At 56.8% G+C, this 17,078-nt stretch carries 14 protein-coding genes and 1 pseudogene; all 15 read right to left on the reverse strand.

Annotation, left to right across the window (positions count from 1 at the left end; genetic code table 11):
- Positions 1–16 precede the first annotated feature (16 nt).
- Entirely contained in the window at positions 17–1,363 is a 1,347-nt protein-coding gene (locus HY011_31315; GenBank protein ID MBI3427439.1) for a DUF1552 domain-containing protein, read from the reverse strand.
- Positions 1,360–4,881, reverse strand: coding sequence for a DUF1592 domain-containing protein (locus tag HY011_31320; protein MBI3427440.1), 3,522 nt, complete (start codon positions 4,879–4,881; stop codon positions 1,360–1,362). Before HY011_31320 ends, HY011_31315 begins: the two co-directional genes overlap by 4 nt.
- A gap of 206 nt (positions 4,882–5,087) precedes the next feature.
- A complete protein-coding gene (locus HY011_31325) occupies positions 5,088–5,846 on the reverse strand; it encodes a hypothetical protein (GenBank protein ID MBI3427441.1) in 759 nt (252 codons plus the stop codon).
- A gap of 1 nt (position 5,847) precedes the next feature.
- Positions 5,848–6,981, reverse strand: coding sequence for an esterase (locus HY011_31330; GenBank protein ID MBI3427442.1), 1,134 nt, complete (start codon positions 6,979–6,981; stop codon positions 5,848–5,850).
- A 34-nt stretch (positions 6,982–7,015) separates the two neighbouring features.
- Positions 7,016–7,402: a hypothetical protein gene (locus HY011_31335; GenBank protein ID MBI3427443.1), complete on the reverse strand. Its 387-nt coding sequence runs from the start codon at positions 7,400–7,402 to the stop codon at positions 7,016–7,018.
- A gap of 26 nt (positions 7,403–7,428) precedes the next feature.
- Entirely contained in the window at positions 7,429–8,322 is an 894-nt protein-coding gene (locus tag HY011_31340) for an esterase family protein (protein ID MBI3427444.1), read from the reverse strand.
- On the reverse strand, positions 8,319–9,824 hold the full coding sequence (locus tag HY011_31345) for a TolB family protein (protein ID MBI3427445.1): 1,506 nt from the start codon (positions 9,822–9,824) through the stop codon (positions 8,319–8,321). The genes HY011_31340 and HY011_31345 overlap by 4 nt, the downstream gene beginning before the upstream one ends.
- 14 nt (positions 9,825–9,838) lie before the next feature.
- A pseudogene (locus HY011_31350) lies at positions 9,839–11,041 on the reverse strand (acetylxylan esterase).
- 153 nt (positions 11,042–11,194) lie between these two features.
- Positions 11,195–11,773: a histidine phosphatase family protein gene (locus HY011_31355; protein MBI3427446.1), complete on the reverse strand. Its 579-nt coding sequence runs from the start codon at positions 11,771–11,773 to the stop codon at positions 11,195–11,197.
- A 62-nt stretch (positions 11,774–11,835) separates the two neighbouring features.
- Complete coding sequence (locus tag HY011_31360; GenBank protein ID MBI3427447.1) at positions 11,836–12,708, reverse strand: sugar phosphate isomerase/epimerase; 873 nt, start codon at positions 12,706–12,708, stop codon at positions 11,836–11,838.
- Between the two features lie 143 nt (positions 12,709–12,851).
- Positions 12,852–13,334, reverse strand: coding sequence for a cytochrome c3 family protein (locus HY011_31365; protein ID MBI3427448.1), 483 nt, complete (start codon positions 13,332–13,334; stop codon positions 12,852–12,854).
- 254 nt (positions 13,335–13,588) lie between these two features.
- On the reverse strand, positions 13,589–15,160 hold the full coding sequence (locus HY011_31370; GenBank protein MBI3427449.1) for a GMC family oxidoreductase: 1,572 nt from the start codon (positions 15,158–15,160) through the stop codon (positions 13,589–13,591).
- 109 nt (positions 15,161–15,269) lie between these two features.
- A complete protein-coding gene (locus tag HY011_31375) occupies positions 15,270–15,869 on the reverse strand; it encodes a gluconate 2-dehydrogenase subunit 3 family protein (GenBank protein ID MBI3427450.1) in 600 nt (199 codons plus the stop codon).
- Between the two features lie 16 nt (positions 15,870–15,885).
- Positions 15,886–16,935 (reverse strand): MBL fold metallo-hydrolase, encoded by a 1,050-nt coding sequence (locus HY011_31380; GenBank protein MBI3427451.1) that lies wholly within the window; start codon positions 16,933–16,935, stop codon positions 15,886–15,888.
- A gap of 38 nt (positions 16,936–16,973) precedes the next feature.
- The coding region (locus HY011_31385) for an IS110 family transposase (GenBank protein MBI3427452.1) at positions 16,974–17,078 on the reverse strand (105 nt) is incomplete at its 5' end.

Consider the following 17,078-nt stretch of genomic DNA (forward strand, 5'->3'; position numbering starts at 1 on the left):
TTTCTCCTGTTCGATGCTATGACACGTTCGCCAACAACCCAGTCAGCCGCCTGTCTGCATCACCAAACCGCTCAAGCTGTACGCCCATCATGTCCATCACCGACAGGAACAGGCTGCACGCTTTGCGTTTGTCATTGCCTTTGTCGAGGTAATCGAGAATGCGGCCCGTCTTTAACTGTCCACCCGCTTTGCCCGCCAGCACGATGGGCAATTGGTCGGCGCCGTGCGCATCGCCGTCAAACAGACTCGATGCCAGCATCAGCAGCGAATTGTCGAGCAGCGACGTGCCGCCTTCGTCAATCGCTTTCAGCTTTTCGACCAGGTAGGTGAATTGCTGGATGTGGAATTGATTGGTCTTCAGATACATCGCTTCCAGTTCGGGCGCTTTGCCGTTGTGGGTCAGATCGAGATGCAACGCGCCGCGCACGCCTTCGATAAAGCGGAAATTCATTTGCGACAGATCGTTGTTGAGCATCAGCGTAACCAGCCGCGTCTTGTCCATCTGAAAGGCCAATACCGTCAAATCAAGCATCAGCTTCATGTGTTCGGGAATGTTTTGCGGCAACTGTTCGCCGGGGCGCGGCAGGTTGGGTTGCTTGAGCGTAGGCTTCCAACCTTCCAGCCGCTCTTCTTTCGCCGCGTGATCAATGCGCTTCTCGATGTCGCGGATGGATTCCAGATACTCGTCGAGTTTCTTGCGATCATTGCCGCTGATTTTCGGTTGCAGCGCTTTGGCATCGGCCAGTACGAGGTCAAGAATGCTGCGGTCAAGCTGGCGACCCTTGCCATCGTCGAAAAGCTGATCGAAAACGCGCGCCGGATAAATCTCTTTGGTCGCTGGTTTCGTTGGCGAGACCCACGAAACATTCGAGCCATAAATCATCGAAAGACCGTCTTCCAGCCGCAATTCGTTCGGCTCGATGCCCAGCGCCATGCTCGGCACCGCGGTCTGATGGCCGATGCGTTGCGCCAGGATTTGATCGAACGAGGTGCCGACGCGAATCTCTTTGGGATCGAGGCTGACCGGCGCGCCCGACAGCAGGTTCATGCGGCCCAGATGCGGGCTGGTCGAGACAAAGGCTTTCTGGTGATACAAACCGCGCAAGAAAACGATGTCATTGCAAATCGGCGCGAGCGGTTTGGCCGCCTGCCCGAATTCCAGCGCACCGCCCGTGCCTTTGGCCCACCAGTGAATCGGTTCGACGCCGTTGGAAAAGTAGAGGTGCGCGAAGCGCAGCGGCGGTTTGTTGCTGGCCTTGCCGTCTTGCGCGAAGACAGGTAGCGATTCGAGCCAGGGTAAGGTGAGTGCGACGCCCGCGCCGCGCAGGAAATTGCGGCGGGATGGTTGATGGGCCTGGTTCATTGTCCAACTCCTTGTGGTTTCGCTGCGGTCTTGAGCGCGATCTTGTTTGTTGAAGTCAGCGGTGCATTTGCCTCGCTTCCCGTGCGATTGCGGAACTGTTTGCTCAACGCAATCTCTGTCGCCAACTGCGCAAACGTCGCGTCGCCGCCCGCCTGTGCCATGCGTTCAATCAACAACTGATCCGACGCCAGCACCGTGCGGCCCAGCGCGTAACCGACCAGCTTGAATGAAAGCGTTTTGCGCACTTGGGTGTCTTTCGTTTGCAGGTATTTCAGCAAGCCGTCCACGCCCGCGATTTCTGACTTGTCGGGCAGTGCGGCGGAATCTTCGATGGCGTTGCCGTCGGCGTATTTCTCACGCCAGCGTCCGGTCGAATCATAGCGTTCGAGCGAGAAGCCCAGCGGATCAATGCGGTAATGGCAATTGGCGCAGGTTGCATTGCGTTTGTGCTGTTCGAGTTTCTGTTTCAGCGACAGACCGCCGAACATCTTGTCATCGGCAGGCAACGAACCCGCGTCGGCGGGTGGCGGCGGCACGGGCGTGCCCAGAATGCGCCGCAAAATCCAATCGCCGCGTTTGACCGGACTGGTACGTAACGGCGCGGAAGTCGCCGTCAACACTGCGCCCAACCGCAAGAGGCCGCCGCGATGAAAAGCATTTGCGCCTTCGACCAGTTCGGGCGCCTCGGTCGCCTTGACCTCTTTCGTCACGCCGTAAAACTTGGCCAGGTCTTGGTTGAGGAAGGTGTAATCCGCCGTGAGAATTTCACGGACGGGGCGGTCTTGGCGAATCACATATTCGAAAAACGAAACGGCTTCGTCATACATCGCCTCTTTCACGTCGTCGGTGAATTCGGTGAAGCGCGTCGTGTCTACGCCTTTGAACTGGTCGAAATGATAAAAGCCGAGCCATTGCCCAAAGAATTCCGTCGCCAGCCGCCGCGCCTTCGGGTCGGCCAACATGCGTTTAACCTGGCGCTGAATGCCAGGCGCCTCGGTGAGTTCACCGGCGGCGGCGGCGCGGCGCAATTCGGCATCGGGAATCGAGGCCCAAAGAAAGAAACTCAGACGGCTCGCCATCTCCCAGTTTGAAAGAGGCAGAAATTCGGATTGCGAATTGCGGATTGTGGATTGCGGATTGAAAGAGGATTTCAGTGGCTGGACGCTTGGTGTATGGCTTTCCGACTTCTGTATTCCGACTTCCGCATTCCTGACCGCTTCGACGCGATAGAGAAATTGCGGCGCGACCAGGATGCGCGTCAGCACGGCGCGAATGGCTTTGCGGTGATCGCCTTCGGCGCTGAAAGCTTTTTCGTAAAAGGCGCGCAAGCTCAGTTTTTCCGTTTCCGTCAACGGATGCCGCCAGGCGCGGCTGGCGAATTCGAGGCAATCGGTGAGGTGATGTGGGCGCGCTGCTGCTTGCGCCGCCAGCACGGCGTCGTATTCGCGCCGCAGCGGGGTGACGTATTTGCGCATCTCAGCGGGCAAGGATTCGGTAGTTGCCTTGTCCATTTGCGCGATGCCTTTGCCTTGCAGGTCGTACTTGAAATGCTTCGCCAGCAGCCGCAAATAGTTGTCGTGGTATTCAAACGACGCATAGAGATCGTTCCAGGCTTGATCGAGCCGTTTGCGCGTCGTGGTGTCGAGCAGGTTTTCGACTACGAATTTATCGTCGCGGATGTATTTCACCTTCACCACGAATTCATCGTGTTCCGGCACGTTGTAGGTGTTGTCGAACGGATCAGGCACCGGGTCTTTGTCGGCGGGCGTCGGTTCGCCGTGCGTGTTGGGCGGCAGCAGCGTGGCGTATTCCGTCACGCCCGCGCGAAAGGCTTTGTAACCGGCGCTATTCATATCGCCCACCAAGGCGCGTGTCGGCTGACCTCTGGTGCCGCCATCAGCGCGATCAGAAATCACGATGCGCAACACTTGAGCGCGGTCCTGGCCCAACTCGGCATCCACTTGCAAATTGAGCAACATTGGCGTTTCAGGCAGCGGCACCTCAAACATCACCGAGCCTGCCGAAGCAAAATCGTCCGGGCCGATGGGCGTACCGTCAGGGCTGTGGCCGAAATTCAGCCGTTGCGCCGTCTCAGCGCTGACCAGCGACCGCAACGTATGCCGCTCACCCGGCGGCAAAATGCCGCGCCGCAAATTGGCGGCGGCTTCGGCATCGGCGGCCAGCACGACGACGGATTCACCGGCTTTGACCTGCGCGCGCTGGACAATCGGGCGAAAGCCAATCGTCAGGTTGCGCCAAATCACGACCGGTTTGTCGCCCAGCGCCGGATTTACCGGGGCGACATTGAAATAAATTTTCGCCGGGCCTGGTTGCACCGCGCCCGGCCTGCCACCGCCGCGCACATAGGTGAAGCGATGCGGCGATTTCACGTCCAAGGTGCGGTCACTGAATTCGAGCGGGCTTTCATCGCCCGCGCCACCGGCAGCGACGTCGCCGCGCGCAAAGAGCCAGCTCGGCCAAGTGACCATGAATTTTTGAATGTCCTCGCAACCCGCACGGATGGCAGTTAGGTTTTTATCCGCGGGAGGCATGGGCAATTTGCGCCAGCGCGCCACGATTTCTGACGAGGGATAACCCAGCACCGGCTTATTCATCACTTGCCAGATGTGCTGGGCAAAGCGCGGCGCGATACCTTCACGCGCGGCCAGCGTTGGCAAGGTCACGGTCGCTTCACCGAGCGCCGCGCGATGTTTGTATTGCCACGCGACAAACATAACCTTCCCGTATTTTTCCAAGCCGAACGGCCTGCCACCTTCGCCTGAAACGGTGCGAATGCCATTGGCGGCATAAATCTCCTTGATGCGGGTGACAGCCGCAAATTCAAACCCTGTCTTGCCCGGATCGGTAAAGAATTCAAGCGGGCCCGCGCCAATCACCGCATGCTCGGCCACGAGTTTGGCGGCGTTGAGATAGCGCTCCAGATTGGCATCCTGCATGAATTGCACGTCGCCAAAATTGGTGAAGCCTTCGCCGCCAACCGCATCACTGGACGAATCAATCCCGACATTCAGCTCAAGCCCGGTCAGGTCTTTGAGGGCGTAAGCATATTCGCCGCTCGTCAACCGCCTGACCGTCACCGGCCCCGGATCACCGTCGTGCTTTTTCGCGTAGGCGGCCAGGCTGGTGCGAATCCAGTGGACGGCTTGCGCGCGCTGCTCAGCGCTGGGTTGCGGCATGGCTTTGGGCGGCATGGCTTTTTGTTCGAGCGCGTCCGCCAGCTTTTCCCACTGTTGGAAGCCTTCGCCAATCGAGTCGTGCGAAATGAGCCGTTCGATATTCACGCCCGCCTTGGGTGCCGTACCGCTGTGGCATTGCACGCAGAACTCTTGCAGCAGCGTCTGGGTCGCGGCTTGTGCAAGGGCCGAGGTGGCTTCTACTTTTCGAATGGTTTTCGGGTTGGCCAGCATGCTGCCGATCAGCAGGCCGGTCAGTAAGACGAGCGAGGCTTTCCCGTAACGGACGCTTCGCGAAAACTCACAGTTCCCCAGAACTCTCATGACGTCATCGAACCTCGTTTAATGGTGCTTGGCAGTGGGTAGATTTGATTCCAGCAACTTCTAACCAATCGGTTAAATAATCGGTCTGACCAACTGGGGCACAGTCTATACCAACTTCATCTAAACCATGAACCTAGCGCCTTCCGTACCGCCATTTTTTTTGGTTTGGAAGAACACCGCCAGCCGTCAGTCAACGCCACGCCGCTTCATTTCGCCAGCGGCTTATCCGGCTTGCCCAGCAGCGGGCGCATAATTTTGACGCGTATCAGATAACCGTCGTGATTGGGATGAATGCGATCCGCCACCCATAAATCTTCGCGCGGTTTGCCGTCCGGCGTCAGCATCGCCTCCCACAGATCAATGAAATGCAGATTCTTTTGCGTCGCAACGTAGTCTTTAAGAAGCCTGTTCGTGAGTTTGCGTTTGTCGGCCTCGTCCCAGCGTCCCGGCCCCGGCGTGAGGCTCGAAAAGGCGATGGGAACTTGGGGCTGCGTGGCACGCACCTTGGCCACGAACGTTTTGAAGTCCGCCAACACTTGTTCGGCGGTTTTGCCGTTGTGCACGTCGTTGCCGCCGACGTGCAACACGATCATCCGCGCTTTGTAAGGCAGCACGAGGCGGTCAAAGAAAGAGAGAATGTCGGAAAACTGAAACGAATCAATGCCCCGATTGATGATGGTGTAATCAGGCAAATCTTCGGACAGCGTTTTCCAGCGAAAGAATTGCGAATCGCCGACCAGCAAAATTGCGCCTTTGGGTGGCGGCGCGGCTTTGTCAGCGGCTTCGTAGGTTTGTACGTTCTTCTCGAAACGATTTTCCGTGGCTTGAGCATTGGCACTTTCGGGAACAAGCAATAATGCCAACAACACCAACAACCACACACTACGCTGAAAGAGTTTTACTCTTAAATCCACCTCCCTCCAGCTACAAATCGCTAATAACTCGCCATAAGGTAAAACTGTCATCTCAGGCTCCAGTCTTATTGCCTTGAAACAGCAGCGGCGCAAATTCGCTCAAACAGCGGCGCCACACCGGCCACGTATGCATACCGCCTTCGATGACGCGGAACGTGTGCCGGATTTGATATTTGTTGAGCAAGTCAGAAGCTTCCTTCGCCCGTGTGAACACAGGGTCTTTGTCACCATTGCCATACCAGAACACATTCAACTTCGCGTTCGTGCCTTTCGGATCATTGAGCAACGCTTTGAATTTCGTAGCGAAATCCGGCCCCGGCGCGGAACTGAACACACCCAGCGCGCTGAACAAATCCAAATGGCCAAAGCCGATGGCGAACGTCTGCCCGCCGCCCATCGAAAGCCCGGCCAGCGCACGATTCTGACGTCCCGGTGCAATGCGATATTTGGCCTCAGCCCACGGTATCAAATCCTTGAGCATGTACTCTTCCATCAGCGGCACATTCTTCGCCTGTACTTCACGCGGCGAACCAAACGGAACGGCGTGGCCAAGCGGCATCACGATGATCATCGGCTTCGCTTTTTTCTCCGCGATCAGATTATCAAGAATCAAATTCGTCGCGCCGACCTGCGTCCAGCTTTCGGCGGTGTCGCCGCTGCCGTGCAGCAAATACAAGACGGGATAGCGCTGCTTCGGATTCTTTTCATAACCGGGCGGCGTATACACAAACACCTGCCGCGTCTCGCCATTGATGACAGCGCTGCGCAGCCAGTTTGACTCCACGCTGCCGTGCGGCACATCGCGCATTTCCCAGGGCGCGCCTTTGGCGGGAATTTCGACCAGGCTGGCCGAAGTGCGCTGCCGCAGCTTGACGCGCGGATTGACCGGGTCGGCCAGCGTGACGCCGTCCACCGTGAACGAATACAGATGAATTGTCGGCTCGATCCCGCCAATGGTCGTGCTCCACACGCCCTCGGCATCCTTGGTCATCGGCTGTTTGGAACCAACCGGCATCCAGTCGCCAAAGAGCGTGACTTCGGCGGCTTTGGCGGCGCGAATGCGAAACGTGACCTTGCCGTCAGCATGCACTTCGGGCGAGACGAGGCCATCGGGCGGCGGCGTTTGCGCAAAGCTATAGGTCGTGATGAGCATTGCGGCAAGCAAAAGCATCAAGCGTTTTTTCATAACGTATAACCTCAAAGTGTGTTTATCGGCCTCGTTACCACAGTTCGTCATAAGGCAATTCATCAAGATCGGCATCAACATAGTCGGGCGCAGGGTCGTGCTGGAATTGAACTGCGGCAATGGTTGGCCGGTCTTCCAACCACGCTTTACAGACCCGGTGCATACCATCCATGACTCTGCCATTGGACGAACGAATAATGGGGTATGCCAAATCAGTTTCCATGATCAGTTTCGCGTGCAGCGCAATTTCTCGACAAAGGGGTTTTGCCTCTTCCTCAAACCAGAACGGCTCGTCCAGTTCGGCAATTTCTGATAGCGCAATTTGCTGAACTGGAAGGTTACGGCTCAGTTCAATCAGGCGATGCACATCCCAGATCAATCTCTGGCCATCAACCTGACGAGAGTGATATTGTCGCCTCATCCGCGCTGCCTTTCTTTCCTCTGCGCTCAACGCATGCCGAGCGAGATAAACCGCAACGCTTCCGGCAAGCCCGTCCGCCAATACTCCCACGTATGCCCGCCGTCTCTGACGCGATATTCGTGCGGGATTTTCAGGTCGCGCATCAAGTTGTGCAGCAATCCATTTCCCGTATAAAGCGACGTGTCGTCATCGCCGCAATCGAGAAAGAAACGCACTGCGGCTTTTTGTTTTTCGGGCATGTTTTTCACGAGAGACAGAATGCTGTTCTGATTCCAGAAATCCGTGATGCGCTGATCACCTTCCTTGATCTCGCCGAGCGCGCTTCTATATCGGCGCTGAAATTCCGGCAGCGGCATCTGGTTAATCTGTTCGTCCGTGCGTACCGCCGCACTCATCGCATAGCAAGATTGGAACAAGTCTGGGTGATGCAATGCATACAACAAACTGCCGAAACCGCCCATAGACAAGCCCGCGATAGAGCGAAACGCCTTGCCCGCACGGCAACGATAGGTTTTCTCGATATGGGGCAGCAGTTCTTTGATGAAGTAATCTTCGTACTGATATTCACCGCGAATGTTGTTCAGATAGAACGTCATCTCCGCGTCAGGCATGACGATAATCATCGGATCGGATTGGCCTGCGCGCACGCTCGTATCCACAATCGCTTGCATATTGCCAAGCTGAATCCAATCGCTGTGATTACCGCCGCCACCGTGCAGCAAATACAACACCGGATATTGCCTGCGCGAAGTTTCATATCCCGCAGGTAAATACAGGGCGTATTTCATCTCCTTTTTAAGTATCCGGCTCGTAAGCAAAAGATCATCGAAGACTTTGCTCTCTTGCGCCCAGACAGCGGGAATGGACAACAAGCAAAAGAAAATAACGCTCAGAACGTGCCGGAGGTGTAGCTTGCTCATTTGATTTCGGTATTGCTGACGAAGGCGAGCTTTTTACTATCCGGCGACCACGACGGCACGTTGATCGTGCCTTGCCCGCCGTACAGATACGCAATGACTTTCGGTTGCCCGCCCCCAACCGGCATGAGGCGCAAATACACGCGCTTGTAAAACGGGTGATCGCCAGGCGCGATGTCTTTCGGGAACGAGATCATCACGATCCATTTGCCATCGGGCGAGATGTGCGGAAACCAGTTATTGAATTCGTCGTTGGTGATTTGCGTCTGCTCGCTGCCATCCGGCTTCATGCGCCAGATTTGCATCAGACCGGTGCGAAACGAATTGAAGTAGATATATTTGCCATCGGGCGTGAATTCCGGCCCGTCGTCTACGCCTTTGGTGGTGGTCAGTTGAATCTCTTCGCCGCCGTTGGCCGGGATTTTATAGACATCGAATTCGTCGTTGCGGCGGCCCGCAAAGACCAGCCACTTTTTATCCGGCGACCAGCCGTGCAAATACGATGGGCCTTTGCGCGTCACTTTGGTCGGCTTGCCGCCTTTACCGGGTAGCGTGTAAATCATCGAGACATTGCCGTCTTCCGCGCTCGTGCTGCTGATGCCCAGCAGCTTGCCATCGAACGTAAGCACGTGATCGTTGTTGTTACGCTTCACGTCACCTGTATCAAATAACGTCGGCGTATTTGTCGCCAGATCAAAGCGATAGAGCAGGTTGTTGTGGTTGTAGATCAACGCCTTGCCATCGCGCGTCCAGTTCGGCGCTTGCAGTGAATCTTTGACGCGATACAAAACCTTGCGCGTGTTCGTCGCCAAATCCATGACTTCCAAATTGCTGCCGATGTATTCACGATAAGGCACGAAGTTCTCGCGCGCCGGAATCACGATTTCGACATCCCGAAAGACAGCGGTTTCGGTGACCGCGTTGTTGTGCGAGCAGACATACAAGCCAACATACACCTCATCGCCGAGTGAGACATCCGCAATTTCTTTCGTCACGAACGTCTCGCCAAACCGTGCCACGGACATCATGTATTTGTTGCCCGCACGTTCGAGTTGCACCACGTCGTAGCCTTTCTCGGTGAAATCTACGCGCTCAGTGAGCGCGCCTTTGGTGCGGCGAAATTGAAATGACGTCAGACCATCGCCGTGCAAACTGGCGTTGACGTGCGGCCCTTCGGTGTCCAGATTTGGGCGGATGATCCAGCCGATTTTGCGATGCGGGTCTGTGCCCTTGCCGATGAATTCCGTGCGCGCGCGCAGGATGAAATTGCCCTTCATCCGCTTCCACGCGTAGTGAAATTCATCCTTGGCCGCCCACATATTCGTGCCAGAGGCTGTGATCGTATAGGTCAGCTTCTCAGCGTCATACACGACCGAGCCAGGCGTCGCGACCGCGCCCACATCCTGGTGGTGCTCGAATTGGCCGACAGGTTTTTGTTGAGCAAAGCTGATGTTGAACAGCGCCAAGCTCGCGAAAATTGCCAACACCGCTGATCGAAGAGTCATGAATTCGCCTCAGTTCATCGCAGGTGCATCTGCATAAATTTCAAAAACAAATCCCAATCCAACGGGATCGTCCCGTGGCCGCCCGCGTGCATCACGTAACCGAGTGTGTGAAAAATCGGCTGTCCGGCGGCAGGCATTTGCGTAGTGCCGAGCCCCTCTTTGCCCAACAACTTGAACACCGGCTCCGCCGCGACCGCCGCCAGGAATTCGCCTTTCGGATCAGACCAAACGTCCGTATCGCCCGTTTGCAGCAACACCGGACGCGGCGCAATCAACGACACCAGCAGGTGCGCATCCACAGGAAATTCGTTCACACGGTCGCCGTACTTACCGTAATTCGCGGCGAATTGATAGGGGTAGCGCGTTGGCTCGGTCAGATGTTTGATCGTCTCACCGTAATTGCGGCGGCTGATGGCCGCGCCGCCTTCGCCGGAACAACTGGCGATCACCAGCGCAAAGCGCGGATCGTGCGCGCCCGCCCACAGCACTGTTTTGCCGAGGCGCGACACGCCGGTGATGGCGACGCGCTTGGCGTCCACGCCCTTGTCGGTTTCCAGGTAATCCAGCGCCCGGCTGGCGCCCCAGGCCCACGCCGCAATTGCGCCCCACTCATTCGGCGCGGGTTCGGTTTGCCCCGGCTTGAGATACAACGCGCGCACGCCGTTGGGAACGCCGCCCAGGAAGTCCGGGTCAACATCGCCGTAATAAAACGTGGCTACGCCAAAGCCCGCTTCAAGAAACGGCAGCACTTTCAAACTGCCGAAGCGGCCATCCTTCGGCGCAGGCACGCGTTGCTTCTCGCGGTTCCAGATTTCGCCGGGCTTGATGCCGGGGTCGGCGACGGCATTGGAATTGGCGGTGAAGCTTAGATTGAGCAGCAGCGGCACGGGTTTGGTCGCACTGGCCGGCAGGTAAACCAGCAAATCCATCTTCGGCCCATCTTTCTTGGGCGAAAAATAGATTATGACTTGGCGGCGAATGGCTTTGCCGTCAAAAGCGGGGGTGCCTTTGTCAAACACCTCAAAGCTCATTCCAGCCGGACGCCCAGGGCTGCGGCCAAATTGATTTTCCTCGAACAAGCGCACGATTTCCGGGCGGCGTTTTTGCTGCCAGGTCTTAGCATCCCGCACGGGTTTGCCGTTGGTGAGCATCAGCGGATCGGGCAGCGTGTACGTACCGACTTTGGCTTCGTCGTAGTTGACGGGAATCCCGGCGACTTCGGCGCGTGGTGCATTTTGCGTTTGACCGCCGACCGCGCACGCACAACCCAGTGCCGCCAACGCCAGCCAATTGAATTTCCAATTCGGTCGCATCGCACAACCTCCATGCGTTTCAATTTTTATTGAATGGCAGCGCCCAGCAAAGCGGAGCTACTGCCTTAGATTCGCAACTTTGGCACGGCCTTTGGCAACGACAGTCACGACATACAGGTTGTCGTAATCGCTGTCTTCAATCGTCGGCACGATGTCGCCGCCCAAGGCTTTGATCAGCGCGGGCACGGTGTTGCTGTGTCCAACGATCAAGACGCTCTGCCCGGCCTGGGCATAAATACGCTCGACCATATCTTTGAGATATTGCGGGGCAATTTCTTTGGCATTCATCGTGTCCATACTGACCGGGACGACGGTGGCCGCAATGCCCAACGCTTGCGCCAGCGGCTCGGCGGTTTGTTTGGTGCGCGCGTATTGCGAGGTGTAAATCGTCTTGATGCCCGCCTTGCCGAGGATGCGTAACAAACTTTTGGCGCGCGCCTGACCGGCTTCCGTAAGTGGTGGATCGGCGGGCGGTGTCGCAGCTTTCTCGGCATGACGAACCAGGTAAACCGTCGTTACGTTGAAATCTGCGGTGCTCTCTGTAGCGCTTGTTGCGGGCGCGGCCTTGCCAAAAGCCAGCAACAACACAGCGCCCAGCACCGCGGACAGTTTGAAGATAGCGCGAGAGATTTTCATATCATCACAACCAACCGAAGCAATGCGGCCAGCGATGCTGCTTGCCGCATTGCTTCAGCGACTTATGCATGCAGTTTCTTATAGGTCGCCAAACACTTTTCCGCTGTTTCCAGCGAACCGAAGCGGCTGCCTTCCTGTTCGATCAGGTAATACTCCGCGCCGCCTTTGGCTTCGGCGGCGGCAAAGATTTTCTGCCACGGCGCTGCGCCTTCGCCAAACAGCACGCGGTAGCCTTTTTCGTCTTTTTCAGAACCCGCCGCCCAATCCTTTAGGTGCAACGAACGGATGCGGCCCGGATTGGCGTTGATCCAGGCGATGGGGTCTTGGCCCGCTTCGACACAGGTGCCGACATCGAATTGCAGCGTGACCTCTTTCGGCGTATTCGCGGCCAGCACGTCCATCGGGCGTTTGCCCTCGATAGCCATAAATTCCATTTTGTGATTGTGGAAACCGGCGCGCATGCCCAGCGGTTTGAGTTTCTCCTGTGCCAGCGTCAGTTTATCGGCGACGCCCTTCCAGCCGTCCAAACCTTCCACGCGCCCGGCACTCGCCATCACTAGCGTTTGCGAGCCGATGATCTGATTCAGTTCAATCGCTTTCGGCAGATTCTCTGGCGTGAAGACATTCGCGCCATTGTGCGTCGAGAGGCATTTGATTTTGAGTTCATCCAGCAGCTTGCGCACTTCTTTGGCGTATTCCGGCGTCCAAAGCGAATAGGGCGCATAGAACTCGACGACTTCATAGCCCAGCTTGGCGACGGCGCGCACCGTCGCCATCAAGTCCTTTTGCAACTCATCGCGCACGGCATAGAGTTCGATGCCGACGGGCAATTTTTTGGCGGCGAACGCCGGGAGCGTCCCAAACGCTGCCGCAGCAGAAGCCGCGCCAGCTAGTGCCAGAAACGGGCGACGGGAAATTGTCTCAAGTGATTTCATTTGTCCTCCGGTTATACCTGGGTACGCAGCGCTTCCAGCGTGCAGGCTTGGCAGTAAACGGAACGCTGCCGAAGGGAAACCCGCTGGCCTGTATCCGTCCTTCGCCAGGTCTGCACGCTGGAAGCGGTGTGTACCCAGGAATTTCAATTCATCTTTTCGTGGCAGAACGTGCAATCAAAGCTCGCGCCTTTGGCCTGATGGCAATTGACGCAACTCGCCATGTTGATTGCTTTGACTTTGTACATCTGTTCCAACTCTTTGACTTCGCCGTGACATTCGGCGCAGGTGCCGCCCGCGTTCAAATGCGCGCGATGGCTGAAATAAACGTAAGACGGAATTTCATAAACGCGCCGCCATTTGAGTTCGCGTTTTTCTTTGGCATACGCCGCCAGCTTTTGAATCTCCGGGCTGTCGGCTTTGACGTCTTCGTGACATTGCATGCACAGCGCCGCCGTCGCCAGGCCCATCCTTTCGCCGGGGTCAGGATTCTTATGACACGTCGCGCATTTCAGGCCCTGCGCGCCCGCGTGCAGCTTGTGGCTGAACGCGATGGGTTGCACGGGGCCGGGTAACGGCTGTTGCTGAGGCTGTGCGGCAACCGTCCAAAGTGTCATTGCAATGAACATCACCAACAACCAGGGCTTCCCAATCTTGTTGCTGTGTGAAGCCCTGGAAGGGCGTAATTCAATAGCCGGGGGCACAGCGAAGCGCCGCCCCCGGTCAGCACGAAAATCATACCCAGCCCTGAAAGGGCGGAAGCGAAAATCAAATTTCGCCTTTTCAGGGCTGCCACAATCATTTGCATCCTTCCGAGGGCGCTGCCCTCGGCTATTGAATTGTGCCCTTGCAGGGCTGCCACCAAATGCTATCCGCAACCGCCTCACAACTCTCCTTTACGCATCTGTTCGGCCAGGTGCTCTGACGCGCGCCAGGCCAGCGCCATGATCGTCAGTGTCGGGTTTTGGGCGCCCCCCGTGACAAAGCTGCTGCCGTCAACGACGAAGAGGTTCTTGATGTCATGGCTTTGATTCCAACGGTTCAACACGCTGGTTTTCGGATTGTCGCCCATGCGGCAGGTGCCGAGTTCATGCATGCTGCGACCGGGGTTGTTCATCACCGGATTGCGGTGCAACACTTCAAACCCGCTGTCGGTGAACAACTGGCTGATCGTGTCCACCGCATCCCGCGCCATGTTGTGTTCGTTGTCCGAATAACGGCAGTTGAAATTTAAGACGGGAATGCCCCAGGCATCAGTCACTTTCGGATCGAGTTTGACGTGGTTCTCAAAGCGCGGCAGCGTTTCGCCCATAATCGTCGTGCCGATGCCCGCGCCGCGATGGCTGGCAACTTGCGCCTCGAGTTCCGCGCCCCAGGCCGGAAAGAACTTGGGGTCAGGCGTCTGGCCCGGATTCACATCGCAGGCGTAACCGCGCAGGAAGTCTTTCTCCCGCGTTTTCAAATTACGGAACCGCACGATCACGCCCGAACCGCCAATCAAACCGCGCGGCGCTTTGCCGTTTTTGGCTTCGGGGATGACGCCGATCACGCCGCCAGGGATGTAAAACTGATCGTGCCAATAATGCCCCAACACCCCGCTGGAATTGGCAATGCCCGAATTCAGCAGGATGCGCGTGCTTTCCAGCGACGATGCGCCCAACACCACGACTTTGGCTTTGGCGTGCAACTCGCGCCCCGATTGCCGGTCAAAAAAGCTCACGCCATTCGCCTTGCCCGTTTGCTTGTCCATCGTGACGGCGCGCACGACGGCGTTCGACACGATGGTCAGATTCCCCGTCGCCTGCGCCGCCGGCAATAACAAATTCGCCGAACTCGCCAACTGCCCATCGCCCAGCGCGCGCCGGATTTTCGTGATGCGCATCCCGCGCGCCGCCCCCGTTTTGTTCAGGCGCTCGATCACCGCGCCATCGGGCGTTTTGTCTTCCTCAAACACGCCGTCGGGCAATTGCGGCAAGGCTTCCTTACGCCCCGACACGCGCAAGATCGGTTCGACGCGGTCGTAATACGGCGCCAACTCGGCATAACTAATCGGCCAGTTGTCGCCGTAACCATCGTGGTCTTTGGCCTTGAATTCGTAATCGCTCAGCCGATACGACATGCGCCCCCAGAAATTCGACTTACCGCCGATCATGCGAATGCGGCCCCAACTGTACGGCACTTTCGTGCTGTAGGTGTATGGCACTTGCTCGTGATCTACCCACTGATTAGCGTTGAATTCGGTGGCTTGATAAATGTGCGGCAGCTTGCCCGGCTTGCCCAAGCCGCGATAAGGCAGTTCGTAAACCGGTTTGAGGCCGCGTTGGCGATTGAAATCAACCAACGGCCCGGCGTCGAGCACCAGGCACTTCACGCCTTTTTGCGTCAACGCATACGCCGCCATGCCGCCTGAAGCGCCAGAGCCGATGATGAGTACGTCGTATTCTTTTTCAGCCATTAAATCACCAAGAGAGTAGTCAGTAGTCAGTAGTCGGTAGTCGGTTGATCAGCCCTCTTCGCGCTTTGAAGAATTCCTACTGACTACCGACTACTGACTACTGGCTGAGTTAATCCAACGGATACCAATACTGCCCCATCCCGCCGCCACGCCGTCCGCCCGTGGCACCCGCCGCCACATACGCGCGCGAATTCTGCGTCGCCGTGCGCACATCCTGTTTCGCCTCACGCAAGAAACGGGCGAAGGGATCAGCGGGCGGCTCATACGTCCACGGCTGGCGCAACGGCGCGAGCAACGTAGCAGCCTGCGCCTCGTCCACCTCGGCAAAGGCTTGCTTGAATTGCCGCAGCGCCTGCGCGTTCAAGGCATCCAGCCCGGCCTTGTAAAGCTGCTGCCGGTCAGCGGGCGATTTGCCGATCAGGAAGTCGAGGAACTCCGGCGCCTCGGCCTCCAGCGCGCCCGGCAAGCCATTGAGCGGCGGCATCAGGATGTCGCTCAGTTTGCGCAACGCAGCGAATTGCGGCGCGCTGAAAAAGCGCGGCACCGTTTCTCCGCCCACATCCAGCGCAGCAATTTCCAGCTTCGGCGCGTCCTCTGTCGTGGGCGCCGGACGTGCGGGTGCGCCTTGTTGCGCGTGTAGTTCAGCAGTGATGGGTAACGCCATGGCAGGCGTGGCAGCAAGGGTTTGAATAAAGCATCGTCGTTTCATAATTAGAGTCACCGTATTAATCATCATTGTGAAGCACAAATTCGTCAGCCACACGCGGCACACGCCAAACCGTTTTCGAACAAGCCTCACTACTGACCCAATCAAGGAGTTCTGTATCTGTTAGGATGGGTTCGTTATGTTCCTTTGCGTCTTCGTAACCGCTGTAATGAACTAGCGCTACTGATTGCGGTGCTGTCCACTTAACAAAAGTATCTATTGACCAACAAAGCTCGTGAAGCGAGTTGATAGAACTCTTGAACGATTCGCAGAACGCCTCAAATCCTTGTGCTTCTTTGTGTGGCGCAAGAAGGCGGTCAACATCCTGCGTACCAAACCACGTCTTCAGTGGGTTTGTGTCTAACGCGCCTTTGGACGCCTTGTCAGTAAGGCTCCAATGACCAGTTTTCGGCCATGGGAACCGGGTATTTGTATCCACATATGCGATTGCTGCTCCGCTCAGAAGATCATAGTCGTGTGGTGCAATAAGTGGGGTAAGCAGGTCTCCACTAAGTATTGCTTTGGCGTGACTGTCCCCCTCCTCGTATTCAAGAAGCATCAAGCAGGCTCCGGGCGCAAAAGCCCCGTGGAATACTGGAAAAGCAGTTACAGAAAGCCCTGGAGCGGCTGCAATACTTATTTTTTGGCGAAGCCCTAACTCATTCAATGCAAAATCCGCATTGAGCCACGGGAATCGGCCCGCAATCTCCGCCCAACAAGGCGTCGTAGCAAAGATAGGAAGTTTGGCTTTATCCTGTCTATTCCGACGATTGCTCGCCCCCAACCAGTCCAAACCTGCAACGTGATCGTAATGCGGATGGCTGATGAGTACGGCGTCTGGAAGGCGATTGCTAGTTTGGATCAAAAATGGCACCACGCCCTGGCCGACGTCAAACAACACTTCCCACTCAGGCTCGACATCATCTTTGGAAGCGTAGCCCACGATGGACAACGACGTATTTGCATACTCAAAAGCTGAGCAGCGATGTAACCGGTGACGTGTACCATTTGCTCCAAGCTCAAGCGGCCAAGCATTACCCCGACCATTAACTCTGATAACAACACGCATAACTCTCCTATGATGAGTTGTCTACTCCGAGGTGGTTGTTAGCCCTCGGCGAGGACGAAATGGGGGAAGTCTGCGAACACCCATTTGTTCTTCAGCGTCCGGTAGATCACCCCCAGGAACTTGCGCGCCGTCGCGATAATCGC

Source organism: Acidobacteriota bacterium, from assembly GCA_016196035.1.
GTDB lineage: Bacteria > Acidobacteriota > Blastocatellia > RBC074 > RBC074 > JACPYM01.